This is a genomic window from uncultured Nitratireductor sp. (assembly GCF_913053745.1).
Taxonomy (GTDB): domain Bacteria; phylum Pseudomonadota; class Alphaproteobacteria; order Rhizobiales; family Rhizobiaceae; genus Nitratireductor.
In genome coordinates this window covers 1-20,642 of record NZ_CAJXGF010000084.1, presented here as the reverse complement: position 1 = coordinate 20,642, position 20,642 = coordinate 1, and the positions used below count along the sequence as shown (strand labels likewise).

19 protein-coding genes and 2 pseudogenes are annotated in these 20,642 nt (G+C 59.3%); 10 read left to right on the top strand and 11 right to left on the bottom strand.

Annotated features, from left to right (window positions below; genetic code table 11):
- Positions 1–88, bottom strand: a pseudogene (locus tag QZ638_RS14330) (glutathione S-transferase family protein); the annotation flags it as partial.
- A gap of 115 nt (positions 89–203) precedes the next feature.
- On the opposite strand from QZ638_RS14330, the gene QZ638_RS14325 reads away from it, so the two are divergent.
- The 4 genes from QZ638_RS14325 to QZ638_RS14310 all read left to right on the top strand — a co-directional run bounded on the left by QZ638_RS14325 (position 204) and on the right by QZ638_RS14310 (position 4,348).
- Positions 204–716, top strand: a complete 513-nt coding sequence (locus QZ638_RS14325; protein WP_295811721.1) for a DinB family protein — start codon at positions 204–206, stop codon at positions 714–716.
- Positions 717–893: 177 nt separating this feature from the next.
- On the top strand, positions 894–1,628 hold the full coding sequence (locus QZ638_RS14320; protein WP_295811718.1) for a hypothetical protein: 735 nt from the start codon (positions 894–896) through the stop codon (positions 1,626–1,628).
- 147 nt (positions 1,629–1,775) lie between these two features.
- Positions 1,776–3,650, top strand: coding sequence for an ABC-F family ATP-binding cassette domain-containing protein (locus tag QZ638_RS14315; RefSeq protein ID WP_295811714.1), 1,875 nt, complete (start codon positions 1,776–1,778; stop codon positions 3,648–3,650).
- Positions 3,650–4,348 (top strand): HAD family hydrolase, encoded by a 699-nt coding sequence (locus QZ638_RS14310; protein ID WP_295811712.1) that lies wholly within the window; start codon positions 3,650–3,652, stop codon positions 4,346–4,348. The genes QZ638_RS14315 and QZ638_RS14310 overlap by 1 nt, the downstream gene beginning before the upstream one ends.
- 105 nt (positions 4,349–4,453) lie before the next feature.
- Here QZ638_RS14310 and QZ638_RS14305 read toward each other — a convergent pair whose 3' ends face one another.
- Entirely contained in the window at positions 4,454–4,900 is a 447-nt protein-coding gene (locus QZ638_RS14305) for a DNA polymerase III subunit chi (protein ID WP_295811709.1), read from the bottom strand.
- Positions 4,901–4,904: 4 nt separating this feature from the next.
- A complete protein-coding gene (locus tag QZ638_RS14300; protein WP_295811706.1) occupies positions 4,905–6,395 on the bottom strand; it encodes a leucyl aminopeptidase in 1,491 nt (496 codons plus the stop codon).
- A gap of 328 nt (positions 6,396–6,723) precedes the next feature.
- Between QZ638_RS14300 and QZ638_RS14295 the strand changes: the two genes are divergently transcribed.
- The 6 genes from QZ638_RS14295 to rsmA all read left to right on the top strand — a co-directional run bounded on the left by QZ638_RS14295 (position 6,724) and on the right by rsmA (position 14,438).
- On the top strand, positions 6,724–7,923 hold the full coding sequence (locus QZ638_RS14295; RefSeq protein WP_295811702.1) for an LptF/LptG family permease: 1,200 nt from the start codon (positions 6,724–6,726) through the stop codon (positions 7,921–7,923).
- Positions 7,920–9,005, top strand: coding sequence for an LPS export ABC transporter permease LptG (gene lptG / locus QZ638_RS14290; protein ID WP_295811700.1), 1,086 nt, complete (start codon positions 7,920–7,922; stop codon positions 9,003–9,005). The genes QZ638_RS14295 and lptG overlap by 4 nt, the downstream gene beginning before the upstream one ends.
- 50 nt (positions 9,006–9,055) lie before the next feature.
- Complete coding sequence (locus QZ638_RS14285; RefSeq protein WP_295811696.1) at positions 9,056–11,404, top strand: LPS-assembly protein LptD; 2,349 nt, start codon at positions 9,056–9,058, stop codon at positions 11,402–11,404.
- Between the two features lie 186 nt (positions 11,405–11,590).
- Complete coding sequence (locus QZ638_RS14280) at positions 11,591–12,526, top strand: peptidylprolyl isomerase (RefSeq protein ID WP_295811694.1); 936 nt, start codon at positions 11,591–11,593, stop codon at positions 12,524–12,526.
- 74 nt (positions 12,527–12,600) lie between these two features.
- Positions 12,601–13,611 carry a 4-hydroxythreonine-4-phosphate dehydrogenase PdxA gene (pdxA, locus tag QZ638_RS14275; RefSeq protein ID WP_295811692.1) on the top strand — a complete coding sequence of 337 codons (1,011 nt, stop codon included), beginning with the start codon at positions 12,601–12,603 and terminating at the stop codon, positions 13,609–13,611.
- Positions 13,608–14,438 carry a 16S rRNA (adenine(1518)-N(6)/adenine(1519)-N(6))-dimethyltransferase RsmA gene (gene rsmA, locus QZ638_RS14270; RefSeq protein WP_295811690.1) on the top strand — a complete coding sequence of 277 codons (831 nt, stop codon included), beginning with the start codon at positions 13,608–13,610 and terminating at the stop codon, positions 14,436–14,438. The genes pdxA and rsmA overlap by 4 nt, the downstream gene beginning before the upstream one ends.
- 3 nt (positions 14,439–14,441) lie before the next feature.
- Here rsmA and gmk read toward each other — a convergent pair whose 3' ends face one another.
- From gmk to QZ638_RS14230, 8 genes and pseudogenes are all read right to left on the bottom strand, one after another.
- Positions 14,442–15,107: a guanylate kinase gene (gene gmk, locus QZ638_RS14265; protein WP_295811688.1), complete on the bottom strand. Its 666-nt coding sequence runs from the start codon at positions 15,105–15,107 to the stop codon at positions 14,442–14,444.
- Positions 15,108–15,110: 3 nt separating this feature from the next.
- Positions 15,111–16,001 (bottom strand): YicC/YloC family endoribonuclease, encoded by an 891-nt coding sequence (locus QZ638_RS14260; protein ID WP_295811686.1) that lies wholly within the window; start codon positions 15,999–16,001, stop codon positions 15,111–15,113.
- Positions 16,002–16,032: 31 nt separating this feature from the next.
- Positions 16,033–17,199: an endolytic transglycosylase MltG gene (gene mltG / locus QZ638_RS14255; protein ID WP_295811683.1), complete on the bottom strand. Its 1,167-nt coding sequence runs from the start codon at positions 17,197–17,199 to the stop codon at positions 16,033–16,035.
- A 192-nt stretch (positions 17,200–17,391) separates the two neighbouring features.
- Positions 17,392–18,648, bottom strand: a complete 1,257-nt coding sequence (gene fabF, locus QZ638_RS14250) for a beta-ketoacyl-ACP synthase II (protein WP_295811681.1) — start codon at positions 18,646–18,648, stop codon at positions 17,392–17,394.
- Positions 18,649–18,699: 51 nt separating this feature from the next.
- The gene (locus QZ638_RS14245; RefSeq protein ID WP_007007691.1) at positions 18,700–18,936 is read right to left on the bottom strand and encodes an acyl carrier protein; all 237 of its coding nucleotides are present in this window, start codon (positions 18,934–18,936) and stop codon (positions 18,700–18,702) included.
- 233 nt (positions 18,937–19,169) lie between these two features.
- The gene (locus tag QZ638_RS14240) at positions 19,170–19,694 is read right to left on the bottom strand and encodes a GNAT family N-acetyltransferase (RefSeq protein WP_295811678.1); all 525 of its coding nucleotides are present in this window, start codon (positions 19,692–19,694) and stop codon (positions 19,170–19,172) included.
- Between the two features lie 53 nt (positions 19,695–19,747).
- The gene (gene fabG / locus QZ638_RS14235) at positions 19,748–20,485 is read right to left on the bottom strand and encodes a 3-oxoacyl-[acyl-carrier-protein] reductase (RefSeq protein ID WP_295811677.1); all 738 of its coding nucleotides are present in this window, start codon (positions 20,483–20,485) and stop codon (positions 19,748–19,750) included.
- A gap of 20 nt (positions 20,486–20,505) precedes the next feature.
- Positions 20,506–20,642, bottom strand: a pseudogene (locus QZ638_RS14230) (malonyl CoA-acyl carrier protein transacylase); the annotation flags it as partial.

The following is a 20,642-nucleotide window of genomic DNA, read 5'->3' as shown; positions in this document are numbered from 1 at the left end:
GGGCGAGCGCGAAGGCGATTTTCCAGCAATGCGGGCTGAACGGTCGAGTTTTGTCCGTGCCTACGAGTTCATACAGAGTAATCGTCACACTTGGTCCTTTCGGTTCGAGGTGAGACCTGACAGAGTGCGCACGATTGCATATCCGATGCACATGACAATGCGCCAACGCAGGATTTTCTGCTCCAGCCTTCGGACTTCAGTTCATGAAACAACATTTCGAAATGTTCGCCTCTTACAATCTGTGGGCCAACGCCAGAATCTACGACGCCGCGGCAGTGCTTGACGCGGAAGCGCTCCATCGCGATGTGGGCATCTACTTCAAATCGGTTTTGGGCACGCTCAACCATCTCCTTGTAGCCGACCTCATCTGGATGAAGCGTTTTACCGGAGAGGGCGCCGCACCGAACCGCCTCGACACAATTCTGCATTCGGCGCTGCCCGCGTTGCGCATCGCTCGTGAGAACGAAGATCAACGTATCGTAACCTGGATCGAGAACCTTGAAGAAGAAGCTTTCGCGAGGCGCTTCACCTACGTAACCGTAACCGACGTACGAACTGTTTCTCAACGACTTGCCCCGGCATTGAGCCATCTTTTCAATCATCAGACACATCATCGTGGGCATGTCCATGCGGCACTGTCGATTCTCGGTGTGGAGCCGCCGTCGATCGACCTGATCTATTTTCAGAGGACGAAAACAGGTTCTCGCTTTGGTTGAAAAAGTCATGTTTTTTCTAAAATAGTAAGGGCTTAAAATAAAAAAATTTTATGTTATTTTTTACTACTTTTGTTTTCTTGGCTAAACCTTCACATCAACTTTGGCATTTAATAATAAAAAATCGCCCTATCATCCTCCTTGTCGACAAATACTTCGACCCTATCCAGGAGGAAGACCATGAGCAGAATGCATAGAAAAATTCTCGCCGGCGCGGCGAGCGGGGCTATTGCGCTCAGCATGGCAATGCCCGCAGCGGCTATAGATCTTGGCGGCGTCAGCGTCGGCGGCAATGACCGAGGCGGTCTCAGTGTTGGCGTGGGCGGTGTTTCCGCATCCGTTGGAACGAACAACGGGCTTTCGGCTGACGTGAACGCCGACCTCGGATCGACCTCGGCCAATGTTGGAGCCTCGGTCGGAGGCAACAGCCTTGCCGATGTCAATGCGGATGCGAATGTCGGTGGCGCCATCAGCGCGCGGAGCAACACCAGTGTCGGCGGAGGTGGCGGTAGTCTCCTCGACTCCGACACGACGGCATCCATCGGCGGCAGCGGCGGACTGAACGCCGGTGTCAGCGCAAATGTCGGAAGCGGCGGTATTGGGGCAGATATCAATCTCGGACTGGGCGCGACGGATGGCCCAGGCACGGGTGGTCCCGGCACCGGCGGCCCCGGTACAGGCGGTCCCGGTACGGGTGGTCCTGGAATCGGAGGCCCTGGCAGCGGCGGCGGCGGCATTATCGGTGGCGGCAATGGCGGCAGCAAAAATCTGGGCCGCCGTGCCATCAGCGGCATGAGCGAACAGCAGCTCGCCATCTATCGCAAACGTTGCGTCAACATTCTGCGCAACCCTGCCGCATGGGACTACGATCTGGTGCAGATGTGCAAGCTGCTGCGTCAGGCAGCCTCCCGCTGACGGAGTCAATCGGCAATGGTGTGGCCCAATTTATTTGGGCCACACCTGTTTGCTTTCGGCAACACAGGCAACCTTCCTTGAAAACTCGGCGCAAGCTTTGACGGCGGCGTCTTGCCAGAGTTGCGACGAGCGGTCAAAACGCCCGTCATGTTGACGATTTCGAATCTCTCGCTGCGCATCGCCGGACGTCTCCTGATCGATCAGGCGTCGCTCAGCCTTCCCGCTGGAACCAAGGCAGGCCTTGTTGGCCGCAACGGCACCGGCAAGACCACCCTCTTCCGTGCCATTACCGGAGATCTCGTTTCCGAAACCGGTTCTGTCGGTGTGCCGAAAGGCACGCGGATCGGTCAGGTCGCGCAAGAAGCGCCCGGTACAGACGAGCCCCTCATCGACATCGTGCTGCGAGCGGATACCGAGCGCGCAGCCCTGTTAAACGAAGCCAAGACGGCAACGGATCCACATCGCATTGCAGAGATCCAGACGCGGCTGACGGATATCGACGCACATTCTGCGGAGGCGCGCGCGGCGGCGATCCTTTCCGGCCTTGGGTTCGACGCCGAAGCGCAGAAACGCTCGGCCTCGTCGTTTTCCGGTGGCTGGCGCATGCGCGTGGCGCTGGCTGCGGTTCTCTTCACTCAGCCCGACCTCTTGCTGCTCGACGAACCCACCAACTATCTGGACCTCGAAGGCACGCTCTGGCTCGAAAATTACCTGTCGCGTTATCCGCACACGGTTCTTCTCATCAGCCACGACCGCGATCTTTTGAACCGGGCCGTCTCGTCGATCGTGCACCTGGAACGCAAGAAGCTGACATTCTGGCGCGGCGGCTACGACCAGTTCGCCAGGCAGTATGCCGAAAAAGCGGAACTGCAGGAGAAGATGCGCGTCAAGCAGGAAGCCCAGCGCAAGCATATGCAGTCCTTCGTGGACCGCTTCCGCTACAAGGCATCGAAGGCGCGCCAGGCACAGTCGCGCCTCAAGGCGCTGGAACGCATGTCGCCCATGGCTGCCGTGGTGAACGAGACGGTGCTGCCGTTCCGCTTTCCCAATCCGGAGAAGGCTGTTGCCTCGCCGATTATCGCATTAGACGGCGGTGCCGTCGGCTATACGCCCGGCAAGCCGGTTCTACGCGGGCTGACGCTGCGCATCGACAATGACGACCGCATCGCGCTTTTGGGTGCCAACGGCAACGGCAAGTCGACCTTCGCAAAGCTTATCGCCGACCGGCTGATGCTCGAAAAGGGTGCGAAAACGGTTGCGCCGGGACTGAAAGTGTCGATCTTCGCCCAGCATCAGCTCGACGACCTGCGACCGGATGAGGACGCCTACCAGCACCTGCGCCGGCTCATGCCGGATGCGCCCGAGGCGAAGGTGCGGGCGCGTGTTGCGCAATTCGGCCTGACCACGGAAAAGATGACGACGCCGGCACGCGACCTCTCCGGCGGCGAGAAGGCGCGTCTACTCATGGGCCTCGCGACTTTCGAGGCGCCGCATCTGCTCATTCTCGACGAACCGACCAATCATTTGGACATCGACAGCCGCGAAGCGCTGGTCGAGGCGCTCAACATGTTCGACGGTGCGGTAATCCTGATCAGCCACGACCGCCATCTGATCGAGGCAACGGCCGACCGGCTATGGATCGTCGGCGACGGTACCGTTGGCTCCTTCGATGGCGACATGGACGATTACCGTAACCGCATGACCGGCGGTGCCAGCCGTGCCAAGGAGAAGCGGGAGACGGAGAAGGCATCCAAGGCCGACAAGCGAAAGGAAGCTGCACGCAAGCGGGCTGCCCTCGAGCCGCTCGCGAAGGAAATCAAGGCCACCGAAGGACTGATAGAGCGCACGCGCAAGCGGATCGATGCTATAGAGGCAAGGCTCGCGGACACCAGTCTTTACGACAAGGAGCCCGAGAAAGTGTCATCTCTGGCCAAGGAACGCTCCGACCTCGCGTCGATGCTGGCACGGCACGAAGACCGATGGTTGATGCTTTCCAGCGAATATGAAGAAGGGATGACCTGATGGCACCCGCGCTCACGATCGGTTTCGATGCCGACGACACGCTCTGGCAAAACGAGCGCTTTTACCGCTTGACGGAAGCGCGTTTTGCCGAATTTCTGGCGGATTTCGCCGAAGCGGGGCATCTGTCGGAGCGTCTTCTGCAGGCAGAGAAACGCAATCTGGGCAAATACGGTTTCGGCATCAAAGGGTTCACCCTGTCGATGATCGAGACCGCGATCGACGTGACCGACGGGCGCGTGCCGGCAGCAACGATCCGCGACATTCTCGATGCCGGACGGGAAATGCTGGATCATCCGGTCGAAACCTTGCCCCATGCGCGCGAAACGCTGGAGAAGCTTTCCGGTCGCCACCGGCTCGTGCTGATCACGAAGGGCGACCTGTTCGACCAGGAACGCAAACTCGCGGCGTCCGGCCTGGGCGACCATTTCGATGCCGTCGAGATCGTCAGCGACAAGTCGCGCCAGACCTATGAGCGAATATTCGCAGCTCATGGCGACGGACCCGAGCATGGGATGATGATCGGCAATTCGCTCAAATCCGACGTGATCCCTGCCATCGAGGCGGGCGCGTGGGGCGTGTTCGTACCACACGACCTGACTTGGTTGCACGAACATGCGGAGATGCCGGAAAACATGCCACGATTTCGCAAAATCGCCGATTTGAGTGAAATCGAAGTGGTTTTGGCCGAAATCGGCTAGCGTTCTGCGGAAAAACGACGGCGTCAAATGCCTTCGCTACATCGGCGGTTTGCAAAGCATTCACGGAACGGCCCGGTGAGGTCGCTCGGGGAAAGCTCTTTGTGCTTACGCCTTCTTCTGCCAGCGTCTATCCGGCCCTTGTTGCCAATAGGTCACCGCATGACCGGCCGATTTCAGCGTTTTCCAGTGCCCGCGCGCCGTATCGAGTTGCGACGCATCGTGTCCGTCGAACATGACCACGGCCCGCTCATACCCCTCCACCCCGCCCGGATCGGCACCGTCTACAAAAAAACGGATCTGCGCGCCGTTCAGATTGGAAGAAGCTTCGGTCAAAAGCACGGGCTGGTGTTCGGGATGATCGTCCCGATCCGTACCATGCGCCAGGAAGGCTTCTTCACGCCATGTCCACAACCAGGTGTCGAGCGCATCACAGCGTTCGCGGCTGCCCGTCTGGATCGCCACTCTCCATCCTCTTTCGAGACTTTTCTCGACCAGAGGGGGCAGCGCTTCCTCCAGTGTCGATTCGGTGAGGTGATAGAAGAAAACGTCCATCGGTCTATTCGTAACTATCGGCCACCAGCCGATCGAGGAGGCGCACACCGAAACCGGAGCCCCAGGAACGGTTGATCTCACTAAGCGGCGCGCCCATGGCCGTACCGGCAACGTCGAGATGGGCCCAGGGCCCCTCCTTGACGAAACGTTTGAGGAACTGTGCCGCAGTAATGGAGCCCGCCATACGGCCTGCGGAGTTCTTCATGTCGGCATTCTTCGAATCGATCTGCTTGTCGTATTCCTCGCCCAACGGAAGGCGCCAGATTTTTTCGCCGGTCGTTTCGCCAGCCGAAGCCAGGCGCTCGGCCAGCGTGTCGTCATTGCAGAACAATCCGGCCCGGTGATGGCCGAGCGCCACCATGACAGCGCCGGTCAGCGTCGCGAGATCGACCATGAACTGCGGTTTGAACCGATCACGGCAGTACCAGAGAACGTCGGCCAGGACGAGCCGTCCCTCGGCGTCCGTGTTGATGACTTCGATGGTCTGGCCGGACATGGATGTAACGATGTCGCCAGGGCGCTGGGCATTGCCGTCCGGCATGTTTTCGACGAGGCCGATCATTCCAACGGCATTGACCTTCGCCTTGCGGGCGGCAAGCGCATGCATCAGCCCCACAACGGCAGCCGCGCCGCCCATATCGCCCTTCATGTCTTCCATGCCGCCGGACGGTTTGATGGAGATGCCGCCGGTGTCGAAGACCACGCCCTTGCCAACGAAAGCGACCGGCTTTTCCTTGGCCTTGCCGCCGTTCCATTGAATGACCGCAAGGCGCGGCGGACGCACCGAGCCCTGGGCGACACCAAGCAGCGCACCCATGCCGAGCTTCTTCATTTCCTTCTCGGTCAGAATCTCTACCTTCGCGCCCAGTTTTTCCAGTTCTTTTGCCTTGCCGGCGAACTCTACCGGACCGAGGACATTGGCCGGCTCATTGACCAGATCGCGTGCGAGAATGACGCCGGTCGCCACGGCTTCGGCACGAAGGAAGGCCTTTTTGGCTGCCGAGGGATCAGCGCACTGGATCGCAATCTTGAGCTTCTTGGCGGGTTTGTCGTTACCGTTCTCACGGTGAGTGGTCTTGTATTTGTCGAAACTGTAGGCGCGCAGAAGCATGCCAAGAGCAATGTTCGCCGCCGCCCCGGCGTCAATGTCGGCGCCATCGAGATCGGCCACGACGGTGATCTCGGAGGCCGATTTGCCCGCCGCAACCGCCGCGCCGCCGATTTTCAGAAGACTCTCCTCCGCAAGCTCGTCCGGCTTGCCGGCACCGATGGCGGTAAGCCGGTCGAGTTCCGAACCGGCGGGCGCCAAGACCTCGACACTTTTTGCCAATTTGCCCGAAAAACCCGACACCTCGAAAGCGCGCGCCAAAACGCCTTCCGGGTCGCACACCTTCGCATTCTCCCCAAGACCGCCGCCTTCGGACGCCAAAACGATGACGGTGCCCTTTTTGGGCATTGCAAACTTGGCAAAAGAGACGCTCGGCCTGTCGGTCATGATATTTCCCAGATTTCCGTGATTGCTCGTTGAGAGATGGTCGCGATCTTGGAGGTTTTATGCGAATTGGCAAGGCCCGTGCCCGGTCTAGCTCGGGTTTTTCATGGCAAAGTTCGGCACTCATGGACTCGTCATCGTTCCGTAAGGATGCTGTTAACCGCGTTTCTTTTGTATTTTCTAACCAATCCCACCCACAGTCTCATGCGGGACAAGAAATGGTGGGCCGCCCTTTAATGCCGGTAACTGAGCATTGTGCGCGTGGTCGCGGGCCGTTAGGTTCGCGCGCGCCTTTCAAGGGCTGTTCCAACGAAACGGATTGTCGATTTCCATGCGGGTAATCGAATTTTACATCATGCGTCGCACCTTCGCGCTTTTCGCGGCAGCGTTGCTATGGGTGCTCGCATTGGTGTGGACGACCCAGGTCCTGAACCGTATCGACCTGGTGACCGACAGCGGTCAATCCGCCGGCACCTTCTTTCTTGTTGCCGCCCTCGTTCTGCCCGCTGTCATTCCGATCGTGATTCCCTTCGCGCTCGGCATTGCCGTCGCTCAGACACTGGCGACGATGAACTCCGATTCCGAACTGGTGGTCATCAATGCTTCGGGCGCTCCGCGCGCCACCATCATCCGCCCGATCCTCATCATCGCCATCGGTGCGAGCGTTGCCTCTTTCCTGATCAACAACACGCTCGAGCCCGCTTCCCGCCAGGCTTTTCGCTCGCTGCTTGCCAATGCGCGCGCCGATCTGATCACGACCGTGCTTCAGGAAGGCTCCTTCCAGAAAGTCGATGACGGGCTCTTCGTCCAGGTATCGGAACGTCTTCCCAACGGCCTGCTGGGCGGTATTTTCGTGTCGGATTCGCGCGATGAGAATACCAAGCTCGTCTACCATGCGCGAACGGGTGCCGCAGTGGAGCGCGATGGCGGTTCGATCCTTGTGATGCAGGACGGAATGGTCCAGCGACAGTCCGTCAATGGCGACGTGTCGACCATCCGCTTCGATTCTTACGCGTTCGATCTTTCTCAGTTTTCCAGTGGCGGCGGCGGGGAGCCCACGCTCCACCCCAAGGATCGCTCGCTGGCATTTTTGATGAACCCGGACGTGAACGACAGATTCTATAAGAGTTCGCCACAGATATTACGTGCGGAACTGCATATGCGCTTTTCCGAATGGCTCTATCCTCTCGTTTTCGCGATGATCGGCCTTGCAGTGGCCGGTGATGCGCGCTCCTTCCGCGAAGCCCGCCTTCACCCGATGGTGACAACCATGGCAATCGCGTTGATCGTGCGCTGGGTAGGCTTCTACTCGGGAACGGAAGCTGAAAGCTCGCCCCTCTTCTCCTTTGTGCTTTATGCCGCTCCGCTTTTGATGATTGGCCTATGCACGATATTCATTGTCACAAATCGTGTGATGGAACTGCCGACGCATTGGGTAGAGAAACTGAACGCACGAACGCAACGGCTGATGGAGAGAATGGCGCATTGGCGCATCGGGCCGACACGCGGGCCGGCTGGGAGGCGCGGATGATTGGCCTCACCCTGGGTGGTTACTTCTTCCGCCGCTACGCATCGATCACAGCCTGGAACTTTTTCGGTATAGGCCTGCTTATCTTCATCGTGACCTTCGCCGAAGTATCGAGCCGTTCAGCGGGCCTACCCGGCTATACGCCGCAATGGGCCTTTTCGCTCGCGGCGCTGCAAACCCCGATTATCCTTCTCCAGGCAATTCCGTTTATCGGTCTGATCGCGGCGATGGCCACATTGATCAGCCTGAACCGTAAATACGAGCTTGTGGTGGCACGGGCAGCCGGCGTTTCCGCCTGGCAATTCCTCACACCGATCGCGTTCGGTTCCTTCCTTTTCGGCGCGCTCGCCGTGGCGGCGCTAAACCCACTCGCCGCCAATGGGTTCGCGCAGGCGCAAATCGTGGAAGCCGAGGTACGCGGCGCCAAAAGCAGCGCCAATTCCGAAGCCGAACAGTGGATCAAGCAACGCTCGGACGATGAAGAAACCATCATCGGATCGAATGCCGTTCTCAATGGCGGCCGCGTGCTCGTGCGCCCGACCTTTTTCCGAATCGATGCTGACGGACGCATATTCGAGCGTCTCGATGCCGAACGCGCCTTTCTGCGCGATGGATACTGGGACCTACAGGGCGTGGCACGTCGCCGCGGTACCGCAGCGGCAGAGAACGTCGGGAGCGTTCAGATCGAAACCAATCTTCAGCCGGAGTTTGTCGGCGAACAATTGACGCGCCCTGAGGCGACTTCGATTTACGCACTGCCCGGAAAGATCGAAGTCGCCCGATCCTTTGGACTCAAAGCAAACGCATTTGCCACGCATTTTCATTCACTTGTGGTGCTGCCTCTTCTGCTTGTCGCCATGACCCTGATTGCCGCTACGGTATCCATGAGATTTACCCGAATGGGACAGTCAGCAACGGTGATTCTGGGTGGAATCCTTGCCGGCTTTCTGCTTTATGTGGTTTCGGTCTTGGTCAAGGCGTTCGGCAGCGCTGGGGTTGTGCCTCCGGTGGTGGCTGCATGGACGCCTGTGGTCGTGGCAATGTTCTATGGGGTGACTTTCCTATTGTACAAGGAGGACGGTTAGTGGGGGTTGCGGCAAACAGAGCCGGCATGTCCACACGGTTGGCGCATTTGATGAGCGCAACCGCGTTGGCGACCTTGTGCACCTATACATTGCTTCCGCACACCCCTGCCCTGGCGCAGACCGGCGGGCTCGACGTTTCGGATCTGCCGCAGGATGCGCAGATGCTCCTGACGGCGGACAATCTCATTTACGATAACGACCTGAACACGATTACCGCCGCCGGCGGCGTGCAGATCGAGTATGCCGGCAACCGCCTGGTTGCCGATCGGGTGGTCTACGATCGCAAGACATCGCGCGTGGTGGCCCGCGGACGTGTGCAGATCGTCGAGAAAGACGGCAATCGCATCTTTGCGGACGAAATCGATGTTACTGACGATTTCCGTGACGGGTTCGTCAACGCATTGCGCATCGAAACCGTCGACAAGACCTATTTCGCTGCCGAGAGCGCTGAGCGTTCCGGCGGACAACTGACGACCTTCAACAATGGTGTCTACACGGCGTGCGAACCTTGTCGAGAAAAGCCCGGCAAGCCGCCCATTTGGCAGATTAAAGCGCAGAAGATTATCTGGAACGGTGAATCGAAAACCGTACGCTTCGAGCGTTCGCGATTCGAGTTCTTCGGTATGCCGATCGCCTATCTGCCTTTCTTCGAGGTCGCCGATCCGACCGTGAAGCGCAAATCGGGCTTTCTCATTCCCGGCGCGTCCTACAAGGAGGAATTGGGGTTTGGAGTCAGCGTTCCCTACTACTTCGCACTCTCTCCCACCTTCGACCTGACCGTTACGGGAACCTACTATTCCAACCAGGGATTTCTGGGCGAGGCCGAGTGGCGTCAGCGTTTCGACAACGGCCAATACAGTGTCAAGATTGCCGGTATCAAGCAGCAGGAGCCGGAAGCCTGGGCCGCATCTACGGTGAACGGAAACGAGACCGGCCGCGGGATGATCGGTTCCGAAGGTCAGTTCCGCATCAACCCGCGCTGGACGTTCGGCTGGGACGTGCTTGCGCAAACCGACAAGAATTTCTCGCGCACTTATAATATCGACGGTTTCTCCGACACCGTACAGACGTCTGAACTTTATCTGACCGGCCTCGACGATCGAAATTTCTTCGATCTAAGAGCTTATCATTTCGATATCCAGGAAGACGTTCTCGACTCCTCTACGAACGCACGCGACGACAAGCAGCCCTGGGTGTTGCCGAGTTTCGACTATTCCTACACACCCGACGAAGCCGTTGCTGGCGGCGAGTTGAATCTCGACGTCAACATGCAGGGAATCTACCGCAACACCCTGAGCGGACGCACCGTATCTGCGACCCCCGACGCTCCTTATGAGCGGATAGACGGCGTTGAAGGGATCGCCAGCCGCATGACGGCTGAGGCAGAGTGGAAGCGGTCCTTCGTGAGTGCGGGGGGCCTGGTGGTGACACCGATCCTGCAGGCGCGCGGCGACGCGATTTATACCGACTACGATGCAACAACCGTCAACGGCGTAACCAGCTTCGAGTTGAACGGAACGGCTGTCGGCAGCGACGTTCGCTCCTCCTACTATCGCTATATGGCGACCGCCGGGCTCGAAGCGCGGTGGCCGATCCTGTTTTCCACCTCCAGCGCAAGCCATGTTCTGGAACCCGTTGCGCAAGTCTTCCTGCGGCCTGATGCGCCATATCAGGACCGACTCGGCATTCCCAACGAGGACGCCCAGTCGCTTGTCTTCGATGCGACGAGCCTTTTCGAGCGTGACAAATTCTCGGGCTACGATCGTATCGAGGGCGGAACGCGCGCCAATGTCGGCATTCGCTACTCCGGCAGCTTCGCCAATGGCTGGACGACTCAAGGTCTGTTCGGACAGTCCTATCATCTGGCGGGCGCCAATCCGTATGCGCAGGCTGATCTCGTCCATGCGGGCGCCTATTCCGGCCTTGAGACCGATGTTTCCGATTTTGTCGGCATGATCGGTATCGCCAGCCCGAACGGTTTCGCCTTTTCCGCGGGCGCGCGCTTCGACGAGAAGTCGTTCGATCTGCGCCGGACGGACCTGAAAACGGCCGCCACGTTCGGCGGCCTTACCACCTCGCTGCAATATGCCTATATCGAAGCACAGCCCCTTTACGGTTTTGACGACGACCGCCAGGAAATCACCGGTGTCGCGAAGGTCCGCTTCGATGAAAACTGGAGCGGCTTTGCCTCCGGTACATATGACATCGAAAGCCAGACCGTCGTGAGAAACGATTACGGTTTCTCCTACGGCGATGAATGCTTCATCTATTCGATGACCTACTCCCGCAGCAAGAACCGGGATACGCAAGAGAGCAGCCAGTCCTTCGGATTCCGGATATCGCTCCGCACGATTGGCGATTTCGGCACAGGCAGCGGCGAACTTAACACGACTTTCTAAGACATTTCGAGCAAGGCCCGTTCGCTCGCTGCGCCTCTTTCATGCCGATTTTGAACCTGCCCCAGCGTCAAAGGTCATTTTTTCGCCCCACGCCGTGTCGATAAAACAGCTCAAGGGACTGTAGCTTCGGTGCATTTGCTGTTATCTCAAGCGCAATTGCGGGGTGCAAATATGAGAACGATGACGATGTTTAGCAATTGCAGGCGCTTCCTGCGCGCAGGCCTGATGACTCTGGCCATGGCAACGGCAATGCCTCTGCTCAACGGAGGCAGCGCGCTTGCGACCGAAATCCGTTACGTGGTGAACAATGCGCCGATCACCAGTTACGACATTGATCGTCGCGTAGCGTTTTTGAGGTTGCAGCGCGAAGGTGGCAATCTGCGCCAGAAGGCCACCGACCAGATGATCGAACAGACGATAAAACTGCAGGAGATGCAGCGGCGCAACGTCAATATTCCCGCCGAAATGGTGAACCAGGCCTATGCGCGTTTCGCCAACGGCAATCGGATGTCAACGAGCCAGTTGAACACCGTGCTCGCGCAAAGCGGCGTAACTGCCGAGCACTTCAAGGAGTTCATCCGCTCCCAGATCGGTTGGGGCCGTGTGATGCAGGCGCGCACCAGTTCGACAGGCCAGATGAGCGAGCAGGATGTGGTGGCAAAAATGCTCGAGCGTGGTGGCAACAAGCCGAGCGCGACCGAATACATGCTCCAGCAGGTGATCTTCGTCGTTCCCTCCGGCGAGCGCTCGCGCTTGCTCGGCAAGCGCAAGCGCGAAGCGCAGGCCATGCGCGATCGGTTCCGCGGATGCGACGGCACACACCAGTTCGCCAAGGGATTGATCGACGTGACGGTCCGCGATCTCGGTCGTGTTCTGGAACCGGAACTGCCGTCTGACTGGAAGGACCAGATCAAGAAGACCTCCCCTGGCAATGCCACCGGCGTGCGCGAAACCGACCGCGGTGTCGAGTTTATTGGTGTGTGCAGCACGCGCGAGGTTTCGGACGACCGGGTCGCGCAAATGGTGTTCCAGAACGAGAACACCGGGAACGATGCCATGGAAAAGCAATCCCAGGAGTATCTTGCCGAGCTGCGGAAGAACGCACGTATTAGCCAACGCTGATTTGTGGCAGGGCCACGGTCGGTCCGGGTTCGCTTCTCAGTGTGACAAGGTGTTTCTCCAGAACGAGGTGGCCTGTGCTTCCGCTGGCGCTTAGTATCGGCGATCCCTCCGGGATAGGTCCCGAGATCGTCCTTCGAGCTTGGCTTGAACGGGATAGGAAGCAGCTTCCGTCCTTCTATGTCCTGAGCGATCCGGCCCTACTTGCTGCACGCGCGCGGCATCTAGGGCTCGATGTTCCGCTCTCGCAAGCCGATCCCGAAGCCGCACCCATGGTTTTTTCCGATCGACTGCCCGTCTGTCCGCTTGAAAACAGACTGGTCGACAATGTCGGTCATCCCCAAACAGTGAACGCGGCCGGTATCATCGAAGCGATATCGCGGGCGGTGAAGGACACTACGGAAGGACGGGCGGCGGCATTGGTGACCGCCCCTATCTCCAAGAAAATCCTTTATGAAGCGGGCTTCCTTTTTCCCGGCCATACAGAATATCTAGGCCATCTCGCCGAGGAAATCACAGGACAGCCTGCAAATCCGGTCATGATGCTTGCCGGCCCGGATATGCGAACCGTGCCGGTAACAGTGCATCTGGCGTTGGGAGATGTTCCAGCCGCCCTGACAAGGACGCGTATTGAAGAAACGGCGCGAATTGCCTTGCGCGACCTGCGCCAACGCTTCGGCATCGCCGAGCCTCGCCTGGCGGTCGCCGGCCTCAACCCGCATGCGGGCGAAGCCGGCGCTATGGGTATCGAGGACCAAAACATCATCGCGCCGGCGGTTCATGCGCTTCAGGCGGAGGGCATCAACGCGTTCGGCCCCCTGCCCGCCGACACCATGTTCCACGCTCGCGCACGCCGGAACTACGATGCGGCTTTGTGCATGTATCACGACCAAGCACTGATACCGGTCAAAACCATTGCCTTCGACGAGGCCGTGAACGTCACGCTGGGCCTTCCCTTCATCCGTACGTCGCCTGACCACGGCACGGCCTTCGACATCGCCGGCAAGGGCATTGCACGAGCCGAGAGCCTCATTGCCGCGATTCGATTGGCGCGGACACTGGCAGACAATGCGGACGGCGCGCGATGACCGCTGACGGGCTTCCACCGCTGCGCGAGGTGATCGCCAGACACGGCCTCGCGGCAAAGAAGTCGCTCGGTCAGAACTTCCTCCTGGATTTGAATCTGACCGCCAAGGTCGCGCGTGCCGCCGGAAACCTCGACGGAGCGACGATTTTAGAGGTAGGGCCCGGCCCTGGAGGGCTGACACGTGCGCTGCTTATGGCAGGGGCCGCGCGAATCATCGCAGTCGAACGCGACGAGCGCTGTCTCGAAGCATTGGCGGAAATCGCAACGCATTATCCCGGTCAACTCGAGGTGGTGAATGGCGATGCGCTGGAGACCGATTTCGCCTCTCTGGCACCGCAAGCGTATGGCGCGGTACGGATCGTGGCCAACCTGCCCTACAACATCGGCACGGAGCTCCTGGTGCGCTGGCTGACACCTGAAAACTGGCCGCCCTTCTACGCCTCGATGACACTGATGTTCCAGCGCGAGGTCGCGCAACGCATCGTCGCTTGTCCCGGCGACAAGGCCTATGGCCGGCTCGGTGTTCTGGCCGGGTGGCGCACCAAAGCCAAGATTGCGTTCGACTTGCCGCCGCAAGCCTTCACGCCGCCGCCGAAAGTGACCTCATCCGTGGTTCACATCGTGCCACGCGCTGAGCCTCTTGCGGTCGATGGGAAAAGACTGACCGAAATTACCGAAGCGGCTTTCGGCCAACGCCGCAAAATGCTGCGCCAGAGCCTGAAATCGCTTGGCGGCGAGGCGTTACTCGCACGTGCCGGCATCGACGCGACCCGCCGCGCCGAAACTCTCTCGGTGGCTGAGTTCGTTGCACTCGCGAACGCGGCTTAGAATTCAGTTGGCCTCTTCGCCAAGCAGACCCGAGACAAAGTCGAAGAGGCCCGGACGGCGATCGCGCCGCAAACGCTCCGCTTCGACGATTGAGCGCACGGCCGAAAAGGCCCGGTCGAGCTGATCGTTGATCACCACGTAGTCGTAGTCGATCCATTTCTCGATTTCCGTACGGGCGTTCTTCAGACGCGTCTGGATGATCTCCGTCGTGTCCTCGGCGCGGCGCGTGAGTCTGCCAAGCAGCTCCTTCATGGTCGGCGGCAGGATGAAGATCGAGACAACATCGCCACGCATCTTCTCACGCAATTGCTCCGCCCCCTGCCAATCGATGTCGAAAAGCATGTCGCGCCCTTCGGTCAAAGCCTTTTCAACCGGCGCACGCGGTGTGCCATAGAAATTGCCGTGGACCTCCGCCCATTCAAGCAATTCGTCATTGTCGCGCATGATGTCGAATTCACGCTGCGACTTGAAATGGTAATGCACACCCTCGATTTCGCTTCCCCGTCGCGCGCGTGTGGTAACGCTGACCGAAAGCTCGAAACCCGGCACCTGGGCGAGAAGCGTGCGGGCGATGGTGGATTTACCGGCACCCGACGGCGAGGACAGAACCAGCATGAGACCGCGTCGCGCAACGTCGGTCGAAACAGCAGGAGACGTCTCAGAGGACATGGTCTACTCCAGATTTTGCACCTGCTCGCGAAACTGATCCACGACGGCCTTCAGTTCGAGGCCGATAGCGGTCACTGTCGCCGCGTTGGATTTTGAGCAAAGCGTGTTGGATTCGCGGTTGAATTCCTGGCCTATAAAATCGAGCTTTCGTCCGACAGGGCCACCGGAAGCGATCAGCGCCCGGGCGGCAGCGGTATGCGCATGCAGCCGGTCGATCTCTTCGCGGATATCCGCCTTGGTCGCAAGAATGGCGGCTTCCGCGTGAAGGCGGTCTTCATCGAAACCGGCGGTGGCGTCCGAGAGCCGTGCAACCTGTTCGCGCAGACGCTCGCCTATTGCTTCGGGAGTACGCGATCGATCTGTCTCCGCCTGGTCGGTCAGGGCCTCTATGCGGGATATCTGATCGAGCAGTATGATCTCCAGCGCAGTGCCTTCCTCGCGCCGCGCGTCTTCCAGACCGCCGAGCGCTTCCTCGAAAGCTGCGAATATGGCTTCATCCAGAGAGATACGCACGTCCTCGTCGGCGACGGGGTCGGCATAATCGATGACACCGCGCAATCCGAGCAGACCATCCGCGGTTGCCGGCGCGGTGTCGAACTGCTCCTGAAGCCGGCCGGCAAGTGCGGCAACTTCCTTCAGGAACGCTTCATCGACCACTGGACGGCGCAGTGCACCGTTCTGCGCAAAGGTGAGAGCAGCCTGTACATTGCCACGGGCAAAGCGCTTCTGCAGACGCTGCCGCGCCGCCTGTTCGATGCGCTCGAAGCCTGGTGGCAGACGAAAACGTGTTTCGAGGCCTCGCCCGTTCACAGACTTTATTTCCCAAGCGACACCGCCAGCGTCGTGGTCGCGCGCGGCTCGGGCGAAACCCGTCATGCTCTGGAGCCTGCTCATGCGTTCCTCATTTTACGCGTGATGTCACTGCTCAATCCGAGCCGCTGTCGCCGGCGCTTTCTTCCGTGGCTTTGCGCTCGCGCTCGATCCTGCGCCAGCGCGCAACATTCTCGTTGTGCTCCTTGAGCGTCTTGGCAAAAACATGTCCACCCGTTCCGTCGGCGACGAAGTAGAGTTCGTCGGTCTGCGACGGGTTGGCCACGGCCTCCATTGCAGCACGACCCGGATTGGCGATCGGTGAAGGCGGAAGACCGTCGATCAGATAAGTGTTATAGGGCGTCTTCTTGTCGAGGTCGGAACGATAGATCGGACGGTCGGAAGGTTTTCCCTGACCGCCGAACAGTCCGTAGATGATGGTCGGATCCGATTGCAGACGCATTCCATTGCGCAGACGGTTGATGAAGACGGCGGCGACGCGCGGACGCTCGTCTGCGATGCCGGTCTCCTTCTCGACGATTGACGCCAATGTCACGAACTCGTTCTTATCGCTGATCGGCAGATCCTCGTCGCGACGCTCCCAAATGCTATCGACCAGTTCCCGCTGGTCCTGAAGCAGCTTTTCCACGACCGCCCCCCGATCCATACCGCGTGTGAACCGCAACGTATCGGCCGCAAGGCTGCCCTCGGCCGGCATTTCATCGGGCAAGGTGCCGGAGAGCTCCTTGGTTTCCCGAATTCGCTCAAACACTTCGAAAACGGTCTGCCCTTCGGGAATGGTAAGCGAATAGAGCACGCTCTTCCCGCTTTGCAGGATTTCCATGATGTCGTGCATGGAGGATCCTGCGTCGATGGCGTACTCGCCAGCCTTCAGATCGGCATCCACGCCGTAGGCACGAACGCCAAGCGAGAAAATGCGCGCATCGCTGATGACCCCTTCACGCTCCAAGAGGCTAGCGATTTGGCGTACGCCCGTATTCGGCTTGATCATCACTGTTTCGGCCGTGCGCGCCGGGCCTGGCTGGTGAAATTCGCGTTTGCCGAAGTAGAAGGCGAAGCCTGCCAACACCACGAGAAATACGACAGAGGAAAACACGAAATTGAGGAAAACGACAAACTGGCTGCGCGCGCGTCTGGAGCGCCGGGGCGGCGGCGTGCCGGCCTCCGGCCGCAATGTCTGATTGGCCGATTTGAATTTGCGGCCACGTTCTTCGCCCGCCTGGCGCCCGAAGCTGGAATTGTCGTCGGAAGTCCCTGTCATGCCTCTTGGACCGCTCCCTTCAGAACGGCGCAAATGGTCGCCGGTCCTGTCCTATTCGTTGTTCGCGTCTTGAACGTTTACACCCGCTTCAGATGGCTTTGCCCCTGGAGTGTGTCGCTCACCATTTCGATTCGTGTCAAACAGACTGAATTGCGAAAATGGCAAAACTGCAAGCCCCGTTATTGGAAAGCTTCAAGCGTCATAACGCTTAAAAACGAGGGAAGCATTGGTTCCACCGAAGCCGAACGAGTTGGACAACGCCACGTCAATCTGCCGCTCACGCGGTTTGTTCGGCACCAGATCGATGGGCGTTTCCGCTTGTGGATTGTCGAGATTGATGGTCGGCGGCGCGATGTTATCGCGGATGGCGAGAATGGAGAAAATTGCCTCAGCCGCGCCTGCAGCACCAAGCAGATGCCCGATCGACGACTTGGTAGACGACATCGAAACCTTGTCTACGGCATTTCCCAACAGGCGCTCCACCGCACCCAGTTCTATGGTGTCCGCCATGGTCGAGGTGCCATGCGCATTGATGTAATCCACATCGGCAGCGGAAAGTCCGGCACGTTTCAGCGCCGCCTTCATGCAGCGATAAGCGCCGTCTCCGTCTTCCGCTGGAGCCGTGATATGATAAGCGTCACCGGTTAGGCCATAGCCCACCACTTCAGCGTAAATCTTGGCGCCGCGGGCTTTGGCATGCTCGAGTTCTTCCAGAACGACCACGCCGGCGCCCTCGCCCATGACGAAGCCGTCACGGTCGCGATCGTAAGGCCGGGAGGCCTTTTCCGGCGTGTCATTGAAATTCGTCGACAGTGCCTTGCAGGCCGCGAAGCCCGCAATGGAAAGGCGGGTGATCGGTGCTTCCGCACCGCCCGCCAGCATCACCTCGGCATCGCCCAGCATGATGAGACGCGCCGCGTCGCCAATGGCATGCGCACCCGTCGAACAGGCGGTCACCACCGCATGGTTCGGTCCCTTCAGCCCGTGGCGAATCGACACCTGCCCAGAGACCAGGTTGATGATGTTGCCTGGAATGAAGAAAGGGCTGATGCGGCGCGGGCCGCGCTCAGCGAGCGTCAAGGCATTCTCAGCAATGCCTTCGATGCCGCCGATGCCCGAGCCGATAAGAACGCCGGTGGCGTATTTCTCATCGTCGGTTTCCGGCGTCCACCCAGAATCCTCAAGCGCCTGGTCCGCCGCGGCAATGCCGTAAGTGATGAATTCACCGATCTTACGCTGCTCGCGTGGTTCCAGAAAAGCATCCGGGTCGAATGCCCCCTCACCTTCACGCGGAATCGAGTTGGCAATCTTGCAAGCCAGATCATCGACCTCGAAGCGATCAATGCGGCTGGCCGCGCTTTTGCCCGAAAGCAGGCTCTTCCACCCATGTTCAACACCGAGGCCGAAGGGTGAAAGAAGCCCCATACCGGTGACGACAACGCGTCTCATATGCTGATTATCCGCCTTGACTACGTTTCGTAGCGAAAACGCCAGACGGCGTCAGGCGGTCGCCTTGTCGATATACTTCACTGCGTCGCCGACCGTGAGGATCGTCTCGGCAGCATCGTCCGGGATCTCAACGCCGAACTCTTCTTCAAACGCCATGACCAACTCGACGGTATCGAGGCTGTCTGCGCCAAGATCATCAATGAAGCTTGCGCCCTCGGTCACCTTGTCGCCTTCGACGCCCAGATGTTCGACAACGATTTTCTTAACGCGTTCTGCAGTATCGCTCATGAGAGAACCCTCGACTTTCTGAATTTCCGATCTTCGTTAGCCGCACGATTGCCGCTAATCAAGCGAAATGACAACTAAAGCGCTGACACAATCAACGCTCAGTCTGTTTTGCTCCGGCGTCGACACACACAGTGCGTTCGGTTTGCGGAACGGCTTCGGGCGGGCGCTTATCACGATTTTGTTGCGCTCGCCAAGCGTTATTCCGTGCCCACTCGCCTCAACGATCCTCACCATCAGCCTCCGGCTCCAAAGCGCCAGTCGACACTTCGAAACCGCCAAATAACAGGCTGTGCATGCGCATTGTTTCCTTTGTTTTCCGGGCCTGCGGTTGTTTCAAGGCATGCGCCGAGGAAAGAAGCGAGCCGCGCCGCCCGATGGTTTTCGTCTGTCGTCTCGCCAAATATCTCCCGGAGCCCGAGCGTGGAGAAACCGAAATCGAGCAGGCCGCGCGTGATTTCCACCGCACTGCCGTAGCGTCCCCACAGATCAGCCGAAAGCTCTATGCCCAATTCACCATTGCCCTGTGGACAATTCGCAGTGCGAAGGCCCGCGCAGCCGACCAGATGGCCGGATTTGCGCTCAATGACCGCAAACTGATAGTTTCGGCGCGGTCGTTCCTGTGCCCATTTGCGAAAGAGCGTCACGAGTTCGGCAGGATCGCCGGCGTCCTGCCCGGCACTTTCCCGGGCGGACACGAAGCGCGGGTCGGACTGGTAGGCGGTGAGAGCCGACACATCAGCGCGCTCGAAATCGCGCATCACGAAGCGCCTTGTAACCAACCCGTCCATCATCCTCCCTGATCAACCTGCTGTCAGATCATTGCCATGCCACCATTCACGTGCACAGTCTGGCCCGTCACGTAAGACGCTTCATTGGAGGCGAGATATGCCACGGATGAAGCAACCTCGGCAGCGCTTCCCATTCGTTTCATGGGAATGGCACCCATGATCGCGTCGCGCTGCTTGTCGTTCAGTTTGTCGGTCATGGCCGATTCAATGAAACCGGGCGCGATGCAATTGACTGTGATCGACCGGCTGGCGATTTCCTGCGCCAGTGACTTGGAGAAGCCGATAAGACCCGCCTTCGAAGCGCAATAATTGGCTTGGCCGGGATTACCGGTGACCCCGACCACGGAGGTGATGTTGATGATGCGGCCGAACCGCCGGCGCATCATCGGATGGGTCAACTCGCGCGTCAGCCTGAAAACCGACCCCAGATTGACCTCCAAGACCGAATCCCAATCCTCGTCGCTCATGCGAACGAACAAACCGTCCCGGGTAATGCCGGCATTGTTGACCAGGATGTCGACGCCCTCGAGTTCCGATTCCGCCTTCTCGGCCAACGTCTTGATTTCGCTGCGATCCGACAGATTGGCAGGGAGAAGCTTGACGCGGTCTCCAAGATCGGCCGCCAGCGTCTCAAGCTTTTCGACCCGCGTGCCGTGCAGACCGACGACGGCACCCTGTGCATGTAGCACACGCGCGATGGCCTCGCCGATGCCACCGGATGCTCCTGTCACCAGCGCTTTGCGGCCGCTCAGATCAAACATGGATCAAACTCCGATTTCTTTTATTGACTTGCAAGTTCCGCAATGTCCTGCGGTGTGTGGACGGGCTTCGCCGTCATGTCCGGCGCAATGCGGCGCGCCAATCCGGTCAAGACTTTGCCGGCGCCGACCTCGAAAATTTCGGTTACGCCATTGGCGT